Origin of the sequence: Pseudomonas sp. PNPG3 (assembly GCF_023093815.1) — a bacterium.
In the GTDB taxonomy this organism is placed as follows: domain Bacteria; phylum Pseudomonadota; class Gammaproteobacteria; order Pseudomonadales; family Pseudomonadaceae; genus Aquipseudomonas; species Aquipseudomonas asiatica.
This window is the reverse complement of the sequence record NZ_JALLKV010000011.1, coordinates 91,153-107,505: the sequence shown is the minus strand read 5'-3', so window position 1 is coordinate 107,505 and position 16,353 is coordinate 91,153. Positions and strand designations below refer to the sequence as shown.

Sequence of the window (16,353 nt, the reverse complement as noted above, 5' to 3'; positions counted from 1 at the left end):
GCCAGCCCTGGCGACACTTCAATAAAGCCTTACTGCAAAGTGCTGGGCCCATTGGCCTACAAGGAAGGGGCTGAATCTGATTTTTCGCTCAAGCCGGGCAACGCATCTGCCCCAGCCAGTACGCCACGTCCACCTCGTCGATCTGCTCGGCACGCAGGAACCGCTCGGCATACTGGCGGTACACCCCACTGCTGAGGAACAGCTCCAGCAACTGGCCGTCGATGTGCCCGCCGCGGGCCATGCCCACCAGGATCTTCACCGACTCGGACAAGGTCTTCGGCGCCTTGTAGGGCCGGTCGGCCGCGGTAAGCGCCTCGAAGATGTCGGCAATGGCCATCACCCGCTCGGCAATGCCCAGGTCCTGCTTGCCCAGCCTGCGCGGGTAGCCGCTGCCGTCCATTTTCTCGTGGTGGTTGCCAGCGATGTCCGGAACCCGCTTGAGCTGGCGAGGGAACGGCAAGGAACTGAGCATGATGATGGTCTGCACGATGTGTTCGTTGATCTTGAAGCGTTCCTCGTCATTCAGCGTGCCGCGGCGGATCGCCAGGTTGTACAGCTCGCCGTAATTGCTGGCACAGGCCGGCAGGCGCATGTCGAAGCCCCAGCGGTTGCGCGGGTCGTCCTTGGCCACTGGCGGCTTGCGGGGGCCCCAGGGTACGCAATGCTCGGGGCGGTCGGCCAGCAGTGGCTCGTCAACCGGTAGCGCAGGTGGAGGCACGTCGGCAAAGCGCTCCAGCTCATCACGGGAGATGCCCAGGCGGTTGTCGAAATGGCGCTGCCAAAGGCGCTGGCCAATCTGCTGCAGGCGCTCGATGTCGGCGTCCTGCATGAACTCGCCGCCGATGTTGGCCTGGGCGACGAAGGCGAAGTCGTCCTGCAGCTGCGCCTGGCTGCGCACCAGGGTGGCTTGCAGCGCCTGCTGGTCGCCACCGCTGGCCAGGCCTTGCCAATAGGCCAGCTCGGCATCCCGCCAGAGCACCTCGAAACGCATGCGTACCTCGTGGATACGGTTGTACAAGGTTTCCAGCTTGGTCGCCTTGTCCACCACATACTCGGGGCTGGTGACCTTGCCACAGTCGTGCAGCCAGGCCGCGACGTGGAATTCGTAGCGTTCAGCCGCGGTCATGTTGAAACTGGCGTACGGGCCGGTTTCAGCCGCCACCGCCTGGTCCAGCAGCATCTGCGCCAGTTGTGGCACCCGCTCGCAATGGCCACCGGTATAGGGGCTCTTGGCATCGATGGCATCGGCCAGCAACTTGATCATGGCATCCAGCAGGCGTTGCTGGGCTTCGGCCAGCTGGCGCGTCTCGATCGCCACCGCCGCCACCCCGGACAGTTCCGCGACAAAGCTGCGCAACGGCTGGCCTGCCTGCTCGTGTACATGTCCATCGCCCAGTTGCAGGATCAATATGCCCAGCAGCGCCTGGCTGCGGTCATTCAGCACCAAGGCCAGGGTGCCCTCATGCAGGCCGAGGGCCTGGCTCACTGCCGTGGCCAGGTGCTGCTGGGCAGTTTCATCCACGGCCAGCTCGCCAGGGTACTGCTCGCCATGGCAGGCAGCGGCCAGGCGCAGCAAGGCGTGTTCGGCATCGAACAGGTAAACCACGCCGGCACTGCCCCCGGCGGCTTCCACCAGATGGGTCAACACACCGTCGAGCATGCGTTCCAGGTCGCGCTCGCTGCTGAGTGTGAGGGTAATCGCCTGAAAGCTGCGGATGGTGCCGGACATGCGGCTAAGCACGCGGCTCAGCTCGCGCACTTCGGATACCCGCGAGCGCACCCCGACTTCGCGGCTGAAATCAAAGCCGGCCAGGCCTTGTACCTGTTCAGCCAGCAACCGCAACGGGCGGCCGATACGCCGGCCAAGCACACCACCCAGCACCAGCAGCACGCTAATCAGGGCAGCGGTCCAGAGCAACTGTTCGAGCAGTACCTTGCGTGCACCGGCCAGCAACTCATGGCCTGGCACGGCAATCAGCACCTGCAGGTCCTGCCCGGCCAGGTTGGTCAGTTGCACACGCATGCCATACCAGGTCTGCCCGTCCACCTGATAAGGCTGCGGCCGGGTGCCTTGCGGCAGGTCGGCGTAAAGGTGCTCCAGGCTGGGAATGCCCAGTTCGGCGATGCGCGACAAGCGCACGGCCTGCCCTTCGTGCACGATTACCCGCTGCAGGTCCGGGTAGGCCACCACGCTGCCCTGGTCGTCGATCACGACGATCTCGGTGCCGGGGGTCATGCGCAGGCCCTGAGTCTCACTGGCCAGGTCGTCGACCGAAACGTCCATGCCGATCACCGCCCCGCCGTCGAGGCTGCGCTGGGCCATGGTCAGGCCGATCTCGCGGGTGGTGAAGAACACATAGGGGTGGGTCAGCACGGTGGTGGGCTGGGCACTGGCTTCGACAAACCATGGGCGCGTGCGCGGATCGTAGCGGTATTCAGGCTTGGCCTGGGCCTGCAGCAGGTTCAGCGAGCGGTCGTAGAACCGCCATTCACCCTGCACCGCCCCGCCCTCACGACTGACGCTCTGCACCAGAAATGCCGTGCCCGGCGGTGCGGCGAAACGCTGCAGCATCTGCGGGTCGCGCAAGCGGCGCACCAGCAGGAACTCACCACTGGGATAACCGATGTAGGCAGCACTTAGCATGCGGTTGGCGTCCAGCGTCTCGACCAGTTGCGGCAAGCGCTCCAGGCGCTGAGCCGGGGTTTGCGCGGCCGGGTTGTGGGCGAGCAGGCGGATGCTGCTGTGCACGGGGTCGATCAGGCGCCGGGCGCGCTCGTCGATGGTCTTGCCAATTTGCTGGGCGGAGTCACCTGCTGCTGCCACCAGGGTCTGGCGAATGCCGTGATAGCCCTGCCAGGCCAGGGCGGCGCCGAGCAGCAACATGCCCAGCACGATGGCGAGTGCCACCAGCCACTGCAGTGAAATGCCACGTCCGGCGTTGCCAGCAGCACGACCATTCGACACGCAGCCCATCTCAGGTACTCCATGTATGGCGGTTTGACGGGGCAGCCAGGACGATCATGCAGGCAGAAGCCATTCGCAGGCAGCGAGACGGGGGGCGTGGCGGCACATAGCCCTGCCCCATCTTGGCAGCAGTGTAGAGCGGACCCGAGCTTTCTGCCGGGTTGGCAAGGAAAATTAACGGAACGCCATGAATGATCCGGGTACCGCGTCGCCTGCTTCGCGGGCTTGCCCGCTCCCACAGGGACCGCGCAGCACCGGAGCCAGTGCAGTACCTGTGGGAGCGGGCGAGCCCGCGAAACAGGCGACGCGGTGCAAGATCGGATGTATCAGGCGCGCAACTGGTACCAGGTGGTCTTGAGCTGTGAATACTTGTCGAACGAGTGCAGCGACAGGTCGCGGCCAAACCCGGACTGCCTGCCACCGCCGAACGGCACCGTCACATCCAGCGCATCGACCGTGTTCACCGACACGGTGCCGGCCTTCAACGCCCGTGCCACGCGGTGCACCTGGTTGAAGTCATCGCTCCACACCGACGCCGCCAGCCCATAGATGCTGTCGTTGGCCAGGCGCACGGCCTGCTCTTCACTGTCGAAGGCACTGACCGCCAGCACCGGCCCGAATACCTCTTCCCGCGCCAGGCTCATACGGCCATCGACACCGGCAAAAATGGTCGGCTCGATATAATTGTCCGAACCATCGATAGTCAGCCGCCGACCACCGCACACCAACCGCGCACCATCCTGCCCGGCGCGGGCGATGGCGGCTTGGATCCGGCCAGCCTGACCGGCATCGACAATTGCACCGGCACGGCTCGCCGGGTCCAGCGGGTTGCCTGGCAGCCACTGGCGGGCCTTGGCCTGCAGGCGCTCGATGAACTCGTCATGGATGGAGCGCTGCACGTACAGCCGCGAGTTGGCCGAGCACACTTCGCCCTGGTTGAAGAAGATGCCGAATGCCGCCTTTTCCGCAGCCAGGTCCAGGTCCTGGCAGTTTTCGAACACCAGGTTGGGGCTCTTGCCGCCGCACTCCAGCCATACCTGCTTGAGGTTGGACTGGGCCGAATACTGCATGAAGTACTTGCCCACCTGGGTGGAGCCGGTGAACACCAGGCAGTCCACGTCCGGGTGCAGGCCCAGTGCCTGCCCAGCCTGCTCGCCCAGGCCCGGCACCACGTTCAGCACACCTTCCGGCACACCGGCCTGCAGCGCCAGCTGGGCCAGGCGCAGCGCCGAGAACGGTGATTGCTCGGCGGGCTTGAGCACCACGCTGTTGCCGGCAGCCAGCGCCGGGGCGAGCTTCCAGGCGGCCATGTCGAGCGGGAAGTTCCACGGCACCACGGCGGCGACCACGCCGAGGGCTTCGCGGGTGATGGTGGCCAACGCATTGGGCGCGGTGGGTGCCACCTGGTCGTACAGCTTGTCCAGCGCCTCACCGTACCAGGCGAACACCTGCGCCGAGCCCGGCACGTCGATGTTGTAGGCGTCCATGACCGGCTTGCCCATGTTCAGCGAGTCGAGCAGGGCCAGTTCTTCGCGATGGGCCAGGATCAGCTCGGCCAGGCGCAGCAGCACTTTCTTGCGCTCACCCGGGGCCATGCGCGGCCATGGGCCTTGCTCGAAAGCCCTGCGGGCGCTGGCGACGGCCAGGTCGACCTCGGCCTGACCGCAGGCGGTGACCTGGGCCAATACCTTGTTGGTGGCGGGGTTGATGGCGGCGAAGGTGGCGCCGTCCTGTGCGTTGACGGGCTTGCCGTCGATCAGTGCATTGGCCGGGAGGTAGAGGTCCGAGGCACGTTGTTGCCAGAATTCGAGGGTGTACATTTGTACTCCAGGCGACCGTCGTGGCGGTCTCTCTGTTGCTCGTAAGGTGCAGTGTCGATACAGCGCTGGGGGAGCGGGTTCATCGAGGCGTCGAACCGCCGCGAACACCGGCGAAGCCGGTGCGATGCACAGCGTCGCATTCTTCGCGGGTGAACCCGCTCCCACAGGGGCTGCGGAGCGCTCACAGGTTTTTAGAGCTTGCCGACCAGGCGCGCCGTGCGGTCCACGGCAATGCGGGTCTTCTCTACCAGCTCATCCAGCTCGCTGTGGTTGGCGATCAGTGCCGGCGCCATGATCATCCGGCCCAGGGTGGAGCGAATGATCACCCCTTCCTCGAAACCGAAGGTGCGGCACTGCCAGGCCAGGTCGTTCTCGTTGGCAAAGCGCTTGCGCGTCGGCTTGTGCTCGGCGAACTGCAGCGCCGCCACCAACCCGGCACCCTGCACCTGGCCGATCAACGGGTGGTCGGCGAACACCTCGCGCAGGATGCGTTGCAGGTACGGCCCGGTGTCTTCCTTCACCTGGCGCACGATGCCTTCGTCACGCAGCGCCTTCAGGTTGGCGATGGCCACCGCCGCCGCCACCGGGTGGCCGGAATAGGTCAGGCCGTGGGCGAACACCCCGCCCCGCTCCACCAGCGCCTCGGCAATGCGCTTGCTCAGCACCAGGCCACCCATGGGCACATAGCCGCTGGTCAGGCCCTTGGCGATGGACAGGGTGTCGGGCTCGAAGCCGAAGTACTCGTGGGCGAACCATTCACCAGTGCGGCCAAAGCCGCCGATCACTTCATCGGCGCACAGCAGCACGTCGTACTGGCGGCAGATGCGCTGGATCTCGGGCCAGTAGCTTTCCGGCGGGAAGATCATGCCGCCCGCGCCCTGGAACGGCTCGGCGATAAAGCCGGCGACGTTCTCGGCCCCCAGTTCGAGGATCTTCTCCTCCAGCTGCAGCGCGCAGCGGCGGCCGAACTCGGCCGGGGTCAGCTCGCCGCCCTCGGCGTACCAGTACGGCTCATCGATGTGCGCCACATCCGGGATCAACCCGCCCATTTCGTGCATGAACTTCATGCCACCCAGCGCCGTGGCCGCCAGGGTCGAGCCGTGGTAACCGTTCCAGCGGCCGATCATGATCTTCTTGTTCGGCTGGCCGACCACCTGCCAGTAGCGGCGCACGGTACGGATCAGCACCTCGTTGGCCTCGGAGCCGGAGTTGGTGTAGATCGCGTGGCTGTAGTGCCCCGGCAACAGGCTGAACAGCAGCTCGGACAGTTCGATCACCGCCGGGTGGGTGGTGTGGAAGAACATGTTGTAGTAGGCCAACTGGTCCATCTGCGTGGCAGCTGCGGCTGTCAGGTCGCGGCGGCCGTAGCCGAGCTGGGTGCACCACAGGCCGGACATGCCGTCCAGGTAGCGCTTGCCCTCGCTGTCCCACAGGTGCAGGCGTTCGCCACCGACGATCACTCGTGGCCCTTCGGCGTTCAGCGCCTTCTGGTCGAGGAAGGCATGGATGTGGTGCGCGGCATCGGCTGCCTGGTAGTCACGGGTCTGGCGTTGCGGGGCGAAAGGCGCATTCATTGTTGGTTTTCCTTTGCGGTGGGGTTGCAGGGTGGCTTGCGCTCAGCGCAGCTTGCCCATGTAGCTTTCCAGCGGGTCCTTGCCCAGCACGCCCTGGGCATTGGCCAGCGCGTCGATGAACAGGGAGAACAGCTCGGACTGGGTGCCGATGTCGAGCTTGGCGTAGACGTTCTTGCGGTGTGACTTGATGGTGTCCTCCGACACCCCCAGGCGCTCGGCCAGCGACTTGGTCGAGTGGCCACGCAGGATCAACTGGGCGATACGGCATTCACGCTCGGTCAGCAGCGAGCTGCCGAAGTTGTTCAGCGCCGCGTGGATGCGCTGCTCGAGGATGTTCTCGAAGCGCCCGGCGCGGCTGTCCAGCCCGGCGAAATGCTTGCCGAGCACCGCCAGCACCCAGGGCGTGATACGCGCGAACAACGCACGGGTTTGCCCATCGAGCTTGTCGGTGAACGCCAGCGATACTGCCAGGCTCTGCCCGGGCGCGACCTGCAGGATGTAGTTGAGCTCATCCTCCAGGTGCGAGTGCCGGTAGAACGACTGGTAGTACTCGCTGACCTCGAAGTGGTCGGGCGCCACTTCGAACAGGCCGTAGCAACCGGACTCGACCTGCTCCACACAGGCGCCGTAGAACGGGTCGAGCAGATAGAAGCCGGACAGGTAGCGGCTGACATTGCCCTCGGGCTGCCAGGGCGCCTTGTCGTCCTGCTCGAACAGCGCGCAGGGCATGCCGTCGTGCGGGTACAGGTACACCGTGGTCGCCTGGATCGGCCGGATCACGCCAAGCGCAGCAAACAGGGTGGCGGCAAAGCCCGGTCGGCCGATTGCCTCGGTGACCTTGGCCTGGTGCTCGAACCACTGTTGCGAAAGCAATTGATCAGTCACTTTGGGCCTGCCGTCTCAAGTAAAGGCACCGCCGCCAGTGCGGTGCGTCGTTGGCCAGATACTCCCATGGCACTGCAAACACCGAAATCACCCTTTGGGGTGAGCAGGCAAAGCCCCCTGCCGGCTCACCCCAAAGGGTGATTCCGGGTACCGGCGGGGTGTGGGAGCATCAACCCGCCCCAGCGCTGCGAGCCACCCGCTCGACCTCCTTGCACAACACCCACCGGTATCGAGCCCGCTCGCATACCGCGGCGTCCTGCATCCCTTTCCAGGAGTTAGCAATGCATACAACAACAAGTACAGCCCATAGCCCTGCACATAGCCCGTCGCAACCCACCGCCAGTAACGGCCGTTTCCGCAAGTCCATGGGGCTGCCCGCCCTGGTGCTGTTCGGCCTGGCCTACATGGTCCCACTTGCAGTATTCACCACCTATGGGCTGGTCACCCAGATGACCAAGGGGCACCTGCCCATCGCCTACCTGCTGACCCTCGCCGCCATGCTGCTGACCGCCTACAGCTACGGCCGCATGGTCCAGGCCCACCCCTACTCCGGCTCGGTCTACACCTACACCCGCAAGGCCTTCGGCAGCCACATCGGCTTCATCGCCGGCTGGACCCTGCTGCTCGACTACATCTTCCTGCCGCTGCTCAGCTACCTGCTGATCGGCATCTACATGTCGGAGTACTTCCCGGCCATCCACGCCTGGGTGTGGGTGGCGGGCTCCATTGCCCTGGTCACCTTCCTCAACCTGATCGGCATCGAGTCGATCACCCGGGTGAACTGGATACTGGTGGTGGTGCAACTGGTGTTCATCGTCGTGTTCGTCGCCCTGTCCATCCACAACCTCAGCGGGCAGGCGCAGCCGGTGTCGCTGCTGGCGCCGTTCCACCACGAAGGCTTCAGCGTGCCGTTGATCATGACCGGCGCCGCCGTGCTGTGCCTGTCGTTCCTGGGCTTCGATGCGGTCTCGACCATGGCCGAGGAAACCAGCAACCCCACCTACCGCATTCCCGTGGCGATCCTCGCCGTGTCGCTGATCGGCGGCATGTTGTTCCTGGTGGTGTCGTACTGCGCACAGATGGTGTTCCCTGACTGGGGCAGCTTCGCCGACCCGGACTCGGCGTCGGTGGACGTGATGCGCCGGGTCGGCGGCGAACTGCTGGTGACCGCCTTCACCGCCACCTACGTGGCCGGCTGCTTCGCCTCGGCCATGGTGTCCCAGGCCAGCGTGTCGCGAGTGCTGTTCGCCATGGGCCGCGACGGTGCGTTGCCCCGCGCGTTCGGCCAGCTGGTGACGAAAAAGCGCGTACCGGCCACGGCCATCCTGCTGGTCAGCCTGCTGTCGCTGATTGCCTTGGTGATCAGCCTCGACACGGTGGCCAACATGATCAGCTTTGGCGCGCTGTTCGCCTTCTCGGCGGTGAACCTGGCCGTGGTCAAGCACTACCTCATCGACCAGAAGCTGCGTGGTGGTCGCAACTACCTGCTGTATGGCGCCATTCCCGGCCTGGGCTTTCTCAGCACGCTGTGGCTGTGGAGCAGCCTTACCAGCCTGTCGTTCACCATCGGTTTGTGCTGGATGGGCATGGGCCTTGTGGTGCTGCTGGGGCTTACCCGCGCGTTCCGGGTGAAGCTGCCAGAGTTGCAGATGGCCGAGTGACTTACGCGCTGTCGAGCATTTGCGCGGTCCCTGTGGGAGCGGGTTTACCCGCGAATACCGGCGAAGCCGGTGCCATACACCGAGTCGCCTGCTTCGCGGGTGAACCCGCTCCTACAGGGGGCCGTGCATACGATAGAAACTTTTGAAGAAGGCCGTTGCGATAACGATCTGTTATCACCTGATCCGCATTAATCATTATTCAGCATGCATTTCGCCCCCTACAGTCCCAGCCCATCGACTGTCATTGCCAACGGGAAACGAAATGTCCATCGAACATCGCCTGAACCACATCGCCGGCCAGCTCAGCGGCAACGGTGAAGTGCTGCTGAACAGCGTCGACGCCCACACCGGCGAGCCTCTGCCATACGCCTTCCACCAGGCGACCAGCAACGAAGTCGATGCCGCCGTGCAGGCCGCCGAGGCTGCCTACCCGGCCTACCGTAGCACCAGCCCGGAACAGCGCGCCGCCTTCCTCGACGCCATCGCCAACGAACTGGACGCACTGGGCGATGACTTCGTCCAGCATGTGATGCGCGAAACCGCTCTACCCGAGGCACGCATCCGCGGTGAGCGTGCCCGCACCAGCAACCAGCTGCGCCTGTTCGCCGATGTGGTGCGCCGTGGCGATTTCCTCGGTGCGCGCATCGACCGTGCGCAGCCCGAGCGCACCCCGCTGCCACGCCCGGACCTGCGCCAGTACCGCATCGGCGTCGGCCCGGTGGCCGTATTCGGTGCCAGCAACTTCCCGCTGGCCTTCTCCACCGCCGGCGGTGATACCGCCTCGGCGCTGGCGGCCGGCTGCCCGGTGGTGTTCAAGGCCCACAGCGGGCACATGCTGACCGCTGCCCACGTGGCCGCGGCCATTGACCGCGCGGTGGCCGGCAGCGGCATGCCAGCAGGTGTGTTCAACATGATCTATGGCGCCGGCGTGGGTGAAGCACTGGTCAAGCACCCGGCCATCCAGGCGGTCGGCTTCACCGGGTCGCTGCGTGGTGGTCGCGCCCTGTGCGACATGGCGGCTGCGCGCCCGCAGCCGATCCCGGTGTTCGCCGAAATGAGCAGCATCAACCCGGTAATTGTCCTGCCCCAGGCCCTGCAGGCCCGTGGCGAGCAGGTAGCCGGCGAACTGGCCGCCTCGGTAGTGCTGGGTTGCGGGCAGTTCTGCACCAACCCGGGCCTGGTGGTGGGCATCAAGTCGCCGCAGTTCGAACGCTTCGTGCACACGCTGGTGGCGCGCATGGCCGACCAGGCGCCGCAGACCATGCTCAACGCCGGCACCCTGCGCAGCTACCAGAGCGGTGTGCAGCACCTGCTGGCGCACCCTGGCATCCAGCACCTGGCCGGGCAGCCACAAGCCGGCAAGCAGGCCCAGCCGCAGCTGTTCAAGGCGGACGTGAGCCTGCTGCTGGACAGCGACCCGCTGCTGCAGGAAGAAGTGTTCGGCCCGACCACCGTGGTGGTGGAAGTGGCCGATGCCCAGCAACTGGCCGAAGCGCTGCGCCACCTGCAAGGCCAGCTGACGGCCACCCTGATTGCCGAACCGGACGACCTGCGTGCCTTTGCTGCGCTGGTGCCGCTGCTGGAGCGCAAGGCCGGGCGCCTGCTGCTGAACGGCTACCCGACCGGCGTAGAGGTATCGGACGCGATGGTGCATGGCGGGCCATACCCGGCCACCTCCGATGCCCGAGGCACTTCGGTCGGTACCTTGGCCATCGACCGCTTCCTGCGCCCGGTGTGCTTCCAGAACTACCCGGATGCGCTGCTGCCGGAGGCGCTGAAAAGTGCCAACCCGCTGGGGATTGCGCGGTTGGTGGATGGGGTCGCGAGCCGTGGCGCGGTTTGATCTGACATCGAGGTAGCCTGTACTGGCCTCTTCGCGGGTAAACCCGCTCCCACAGGTACTGCACAGTGCTTGAATTCTGTGTAGTACCTGAGGGAGCGGGTTTACCCGCGAAGAGGTCGGCACAGGACCATCAGCCCTGTATACAATCCGCAAAAACCTTGCTTACAATGCCATGCGCCTATGACATCGGTAATCGCCGATGCGTATTGCGACAGGCTTAAGCCATGTCATCTACAAATGCTCCAAGAACGCTACTGGTCAAAAACGCCGAACTTCTGGTCACCATGGACGGCGAACGCCGCGAGATCAAGAACGGCGGAATGTTCATCGAAGGCAACCTGATCCGTCAGGTCGGCCCCAGCGATACCCTGCCACAGCAGGCCGACGTGGTGCTGGACATGTCCGGCAAGGTGGTCATCCCGGGCCTGGTCAACACTCACCACCACATGTACCAGAGCCTCACCCGCGTGGTGCCAGCGGCCCAGGACGGCGAACTGTTCAACTGGCTGACCAACCTGTACCCGATCTGGGCACGCCTGACCCCCGAGATGATCGCGGTGTCGACCCAGACCGCCATGGCCGAACTGATCCTGTCCGGCTGCACCACCTCCAGCGACCACCTGTACATCTACCCCAACGGCTGCAAGCTCGACGACAGCATCCATGCCGCCGACGAGATCGGCATGCGCTTCCACGCCGCGCGCGGCAGCATGAGCGTGGGCCGCAGCCAGGGCGGACTGCCGCCTGATTCGGTGGTGGAGAAGGAAGCCGACATCCTCAAGGAATCCCAGCGCCTGATCGAGGACTATCACGACGCCAGCCACGGCTCGATGCGCCGCATCGTGGTGGCGCCCTGCTCGCCGTTCTCGGTCAGCCGCGACCTGATGCGCGAAGCAGCCGTGCTGGCGCGCCAGTACGGGGTGTCGTTGCACACCCACCTGGCCGAGAACGTCAACGACATCGCCTACAGCCGCGAGAAGTTCGGCATGACCCCCGCCGAATATGCCGAAGACCTCGGCTGGGTCGGCCACGACGTGTGGCACGCCCACTGCGTGCAACTCGACCAGCATGGCATCGAGCTGTTCGCCCGCACCGGCACGGGTGTCGCCCACTGCCCATGCTCGAACATGCGCCTGGCCTCGGGCATCGCCCCGGTGCGCAAGATGCGCGACCACGGGGTGCCGGTGGGCCTTGGGGTCGACGGTTCGGCATCCAACGACGGCGCCAGCATGATCGGTGAAGTGCGCCAGGCCTTGCTGCTGCAACGGGTGGGCTTTGGCCCCGACGCGATGACTGCGCGCGAGGCGCTGGAAATTGCAACGCTCGGCGGCGCCAAGGTGCTCAACCGCAATGACATCGGCGCACTGGCGCCAGGCATGGTGGCCGATTTCGTCGCCTTCGACCTCGGCCACGTGGCCTATGCCGGTGGCCACCACGACCCGTTGGCGGCGCTGGTGTTCTGCACCCCGACCCAGGTGCACACCAGTGTCATCAATGGCCGTGTGGTGGTGAAGGACGGCCAGCTGGCCACGGTCGACCTGCCACGGGTGCTGGAGCGCCACAACCAGTTGGCACGCCAGCTGGTCAGCGGCGAATAAGCAACCATTCAGGGCCGCCTTGGCGGCCCATCGCCGGCAACGCTGCCGTGTCTTGCGAAATCAGAGGACCATGAGCATCTCATGCCAGGCCATGCCGCCGTGGTCCGACGGCGACGGTTTCACGTACTGATACCCCAGCTTCTGGTACAGGGCCACATGCTGCTCCTTGCACATCAGGTGAATGGTCAGCTTGCCCGCCGCCTTCATGCGTGCGATGAATTCATCCATCAACTGCTTGGCGTAGCCTTTGCCCTGGTACGCCGGGTCAACCACCACCGACATGATCACCACGTTTGGCGCCGCCGGGTCGTGCCCGACCAACTCCTTGAATGCCTCATCGGACATCACCACTTCGTGGGCACAGCCGCTGTTGATGAAACCGACGATCTCGCCCGCATTTTCCAGCACCAGGAAGCCCTGCGGATACTGCGTGATGCGGGTGCGGATCTTCTCCAGCGTGGCCGCCTCGTCGCCTTCGTAGGCACCGATTTCGATGGCATAGCAGCGTTCGGCATCGGCGGCTGTGGGGGTGCGAAACTGGGGGGCGCTCATGGCGGGTTTCCTTGGTAATGGGCAAAAACAACCGCCATGGTAAATGAGCGCCGCTGCCACAGGTACAGCTTGTTTTGTGTCGCCATAGGCGCAAAGTGCCCTTTTTTGAAGCGCTGAAGTTCTACAAGTTGTTGCCGCTGCGAACTTTTTCCCGTTTACCGGTCTATGTGGGAGGCACAGAAAGGAAACGGAACGCGAGACTAGGTTCGCCCGACACCTGCTGGCCTGATGGCTCAATTGTTATCAGAGGTTGGCTTCGCTCATGAAAATACATGTCGCAAGGTTGATGCTGCTCGGCCTGTTCTCGTTCGCGGCGATGGGCACGGCATCGGCAACACAGATGAAGGCGCCCGCAGTGGCTGCCCCGGCGGTTCAATCATCGTTGCAGCCTGCCGGCAACCCCTGGTCCAGGGTGGCCAGTGTGGCCGATCAACAGCCAGCCACGTTGCTGGCCCACGATGACGACCGCTGGCATGACCACCGCAGCGACTGGCGCCGCGAACAGTGGCGCCGCGAGCAGGCCCGCCGTGATTGGGAGCGCCGGCGAGACTGGGAACGCCGACGCGACTGGGAACGGCGCCGCGACTGGGAGCACCGCCATGAGCGGGCCATGCACCACCGCTACAACGATGACTACCGCTACTATCGCCGTTGATCGTTGATCCGCAGTTGGCACGCTTGATGTGGGAGCGGCCTTGTGTCGCGAAAGGGCTTCGCAGCAGCCCCAGCATTGGTTGCCGTAATGCTGGAACCAGGGGGCCGCTCTGCGGCCCGATCGCGACACAAGGCCGCTCCTACAAGGTCCGCGTCAGCCAGTCAGGTGGGGGTATCCCCCGCAGCCTCGGCCTCCATCTTCAAACGGTCGGCCTTGCAAATGTACTTGGGCTTGCGCGGCGCCAGCTTGGCACTGGCCTTCTTGGCGTGCGCCTGCAGTAGCTGCTTGATCTTCTTGCGACGGTTCATTCTCACTCGACCTGTCAGTCCGGTTTGGCTGAATACATCATACCTTGCCTGGGCCAGCGTCTCGTTGACGTTATTTTCACGCTCGGCAGATTAGCGTCACGCCCTTTCCGGCCACGAGCACATCCGCTGGCCGCCAAGTACGACGAGGCATACGTGTCACACACTCCATCCCCCTCCTCGCCCAAGCGCGTGGATTGGGCCGGCCTGGGCTGGCTTTTGCTGTTCTTCTGGTACTTCTCGGGGGTGACCCAGGCGTTGCTGCTGTTCAGCGGTACCACCGGGTTCGCCGGTTTTCGCGATGCATTCTTCCTCAGCAGCCTGTGGCTGGCCCCGGTACTGCTGCTGCCGCGCTTCACTCGCGCCACGGCGGCGGTCATCGGCCTGGTGTTGTGGGCTGCTTCGCTGGTGGGCCTGAGCTACTTCGGCATCTATCGCCAGGAGTTCTCGCAAAGCGTCATTTTCGTGATGTTCGAGTCCAACACCGCCGAGGCCGGTGAGTACTTCAGCCAGTACTTCAGCGCCTGGCTGGGCCTGGCATTGCTGTTGTACACGCTGGGGGCGGTGCTGCTGTGGAAGCGCGTGCGCCCGGTCAGCCTGCCACTGCGCAGCCGCCTGCCGGTGGTCGCCCTGTTGCTGCTGGCCAACCTGGTGTACCCGTTCTACAAGCAGATGGTCACCCAGGAGCGCAGCTTCGTCGACGCGGCGGAGAAAGTGCAGCAACGCATGGAGCCCGCCGTGCCCTGGCAACTGCTGGTCGGCTACCGCCAGTACCGCCAGCAACTGGACAACATGCAAGAGCTGCTGGCCAAGAACGCCGCGCTACCGCCCCTGCAGAACCTGCGAGACAGCAGCGGTGCAGCGCCACGCACGCTGGTGCTGGTGCTGGGCGAATCCACCACTCGCGAACACATGCACCTGTATGGCTACAACCGCGACACCACGCCCAACCTCGATGCGCTGGCCGCCAGCGACAAGGGCCTGACGGTGTTCCGCAACGTGGTGTCGCCACGCCCGTATACCATCGAAGTGATGCAGCAGATCCTCACTTTCGGCGACGAGCAGAACCCGGACCGTTTCCTCACCGACCCGTCGCTGATCAACCTGATGAAACAGGCCGGCTACAAGACCTTCTGGATCACCAACCAGCAGACCATGACCAAGCGCAACACCATGCTGACCACCTTCTCGCAGCAGACGGACGCGCCGGTCTACCTGAACAACCAGCGCAACCAGAATGCCAGCCAATACGACGACGTGGTGCTGTCGCCGTTCGAGAAGGCACTGCAGGACCCGGCGCCAAACAAGTTCATCATCGTGCACCTGCTGGGTACGCACATGGACTATCGCTACCGCTACCCGAACGACTACGCGCACTTCAACGACCGCCAGGGGGTGCCCGGCAAGCTGACCGACGACCAGGTGCAAACCTACAACTTCTACGACAACGCGGTGCGCTACAACGACTACGTGGTGTCTAGCCTGATCAAGCGTTACTCGGCCAGTTCCCCCAATGGTTTCCTGCTGTACCTGTCCGACCATGGCGAAGATGTGTACAGCTCTGGCAACCACGACCGCCTGGGGCGCAACGAAGGCGCGCCGACCCGGCCGATGTACACCATCCCGTTCTTGCTGTGGACTTCGCCAAGCTGGCAGGCCGAGCACCCGCGCGACTTGCAGGCGATGGCCGATCGCCCCTACAGCAGCTCGCACCTGATCCATACCCTGTCCGACCTGGCCGGGCTGAGCTACGACCGTTACGAGCCGGCCAAGAGCCTGGTGAGCCCGCAGTTTCTGGTGGCGCCGCGCTGGATCGGCGACCCGTACCGCAAGGATGGCCTGCGCGACTTCGACCAGTTGCCAATGGACAAAACCGAGCGGGGACAGGAAACGGTCAGCAGTGGCAAGAAACAGAATGCTGGACGCCTGAACTGATCACCCTGTAGGAGCGCGAGACGCTCAGGATGCAGAACAGCTGCCCTGACGGGCACTCACCCGCACCGCCTCGGCCAGTTTGCGCAGATTGGCCTGGTGGGCATTGACCAGGCTGGCGATGCTGTTGTCTGCGGGCGTCTGTAGCGAGGTACGGCAGGTCAGTTCGGCCTCCCCCGAGCGCGTCAGACGCCATACCGCCTCCAGCGAGGCGTAGCGCCCCGGCACGGTATCGAAGCGCTGCACGTCCACGCGCAACAACACCTTGCCGCCACCCACCGGCCCGCCCAACTGGTCCTGCAAGGCGCTGCGAAACTCATCCACCAGGTTGGCGCCCCACCACTCCGTCTCGAGGATGGCCAGGCCGCTCTGCCCTTGCCGCACCACCAACTGCGGGCGGTCCACTTGCGGCGGCACGACCACCCTCGCCACCTGGATGCGCTGGCCACCGTCGCGTACAGGCTCGCTCGGTACCAGCGTGTGATAGTTGTTCGGGGTACTGCTGCAGCCCAACAGCACTGCCAGCAGGCCGGCGCCACATACATTGCGCAGTCGAAGCATCG

The 16,353-nt window shown here is 64.8% G+C and carries 12 protein-coding genes; 5 read left to right on the top strand and 7 right to left on the bottom strand.

Annotated elements, in window-relative coordinates:
• Positions 1-88: 88 nt before the first annotated feature.
• From MJ643_RS10455 to MJ643_RS10440, 4 genes are all read right to left on the bottom strand, one after another.
• On the bottom strand, positions 89-2,974 hold the full coding sequence (locus MJ643_RS10455; protein WP_013972101.1) for an HD domain-containing phosphohydrolase: 2,886 nt from the start codon (positions 2,972-2,974) through the stop codon (positions 89-91).
• A 317-nt stretch (positions 2,975-3,291) separates the two neighbouring features.
• Positions 3,292-4,785: an aldehyde dehydrogenase gene (locus tag MJ643_RS10450; protein WP_013972100.1), complete on the bottom strand. Its 1,494-nt coding sequence runs from the start codon at positions 4,783-4,785 to the stop codon at positions 3,292-3,294.
• Between the two features lie 191 nt (positions 4,786-4,976).
• Positions 4,977-6,359 (bottom strand): aspartate aminotransferase family protein, encoded by a 1,383-nt coding sequence (locus tag MJ643_RS10445; RefSeq protein WP_038409318.1) that lies wholly within the window; start codon positions 6,357-6,359, stop codon positions 4,977-4,979.
• Positions 6,360-6,401: 42 nt separating this feature from the next.
• Entirely contained in the window at positions 6,402-7,244 is an 843-nt protein-coding gene (locus MJ643_RS10440) for a helix-turn-helix transcriptional regulator (protein WP_061302460.1), read from the bottom strand.
• 281 nt (positions 7,245-7,525) lie between these two features.
• Here MJ643_RS10440 and MJ643_RS10435 point away from each other — a divergent pair, with 281 nt between their 5' ends.
• The 3 genes from MJ643_RS10435 to MJ643_RS10425 all read left to right on the top strand — a co-directional run bounded on the left by MJ643_RS10435 (position 7,526) and on the right by MJ643_RS10425 (position 12,346).
• The gene (locus MJ643_RS10435) at positions 7,526-8,905 is read left to right on the top strand and encodes an APC family permease (RefSeq protein WP_024086793.1); all 1,380 of its coding nucleotides are present in this window, start codon (positions 7,526-7,528) and stop codon (positions 8,903-8,905) included.
• Between the two features lie 262 nt (positions 8,906-9,167).
• Positions 9,168-10,748, top strand: a complete 1,581-nt coding sequence (locus MJ643_RS10430; RefSeq protein WP_208209437.1) for an aldehyde dehydrogenase (NADP(+)) — start codon at positions 9,168-9,170, stop codon at positions 10,746-10,748.
• Between the two features lie 224 nt (positions 10,749-10,972).
• Positions 10,973-12,346 carry an 8-oxoguanine deaminase gene (locus tag MJ643_RS10425; RefSeq protein ID WP_013972095.1) on the top strand — a complete coding sequence of 458 codons (1,374 nt, stop codon included), beginning with the start codon at positions 10,973-10,975 and terminating at the stop codon, positions 12,344-12,346.
• Between the two features lie 60 nt (positions 12,347-12,406).
• Here MJ643_RS10425 and MJ643_RS10420 read toward each other — a convergent pair whose 3' ends face one another.
• Positions 12,407-12,898: a GNAT family N-acetyltransferase gene (locus MJ643_RS10420; RefSeq protein WP_023661927.1), complete on the bottom strand. Its 492-nt coding sequence runs from the start codon at positions 12,896-12,898 to the stop codon at positions 12,407-12,409.
• 286 nt (positions 12,899-13,184) lie between these two features.
• Between MJ643_RS10420 and MJ643_RS10415 the strand changes: the two genes are divergently transcribed.
• Positions 13,185-13,553, top strand: coding sequence for a hypothetical protein (locus MJ643_RS10415; protein WP_041506086.1), 369 nt, complete (start codon positions 13,185-13,187; stop codon positions 13,551-13,553).
• 161 nt (positions 13,554-13,714) lie between these two features.
• Here MJ643_RS10415 and MJ643_RS10410 read toward each other — a convergent pair whose 3' ends face one another.
• The gene (locus MJ643_RS10410; RefSeq protein ID WP_023662626.1) at positions 13,715-13,861 is read right to left on the bottom strand and encodes a DUF2986 domain-containing protein; all 147 of its coding nucleotides are present in this window, start codon (positions 13,859-13,861) and stop codon (positions 13,715-13,717) included.
• Positions 13,862-14,014: 153 nt separating this feature from the next.
• Between MJ643_RS10410 and MJ643_RS10405 the strand changes: the two genes are divergently transcribed.
• Positions 14,015-15,793, top strand: a complete 1,779-nt coding sequence (locus tag MJ643_RS10405; protein WP_080708146.1) for a phosphoethanolamine transferase CptA — start codon at positions 14,015-14,017, stop codon at positions 15,791-15,793.
• Between the two features lie 24 nt (positions 15,794-15,817).
• On the opposite strand, the gene MJ643_RS10400 is transcribed toward MJ643_RS10405, so the two are convergent.
• Positions 15,818-16,351: a PqiC family protein gene (locus tag MJ643_RS10400; protein WP_013972090.1), complete on the bottom strand. Its 534-nt coding sequence runs from the start codon at positions 16,349-16,351 to the stop codon at positions 15,818-15,820.
• Between the last annotated feature and the right edge of the window lie 2 nt (positions 16,352-16,353).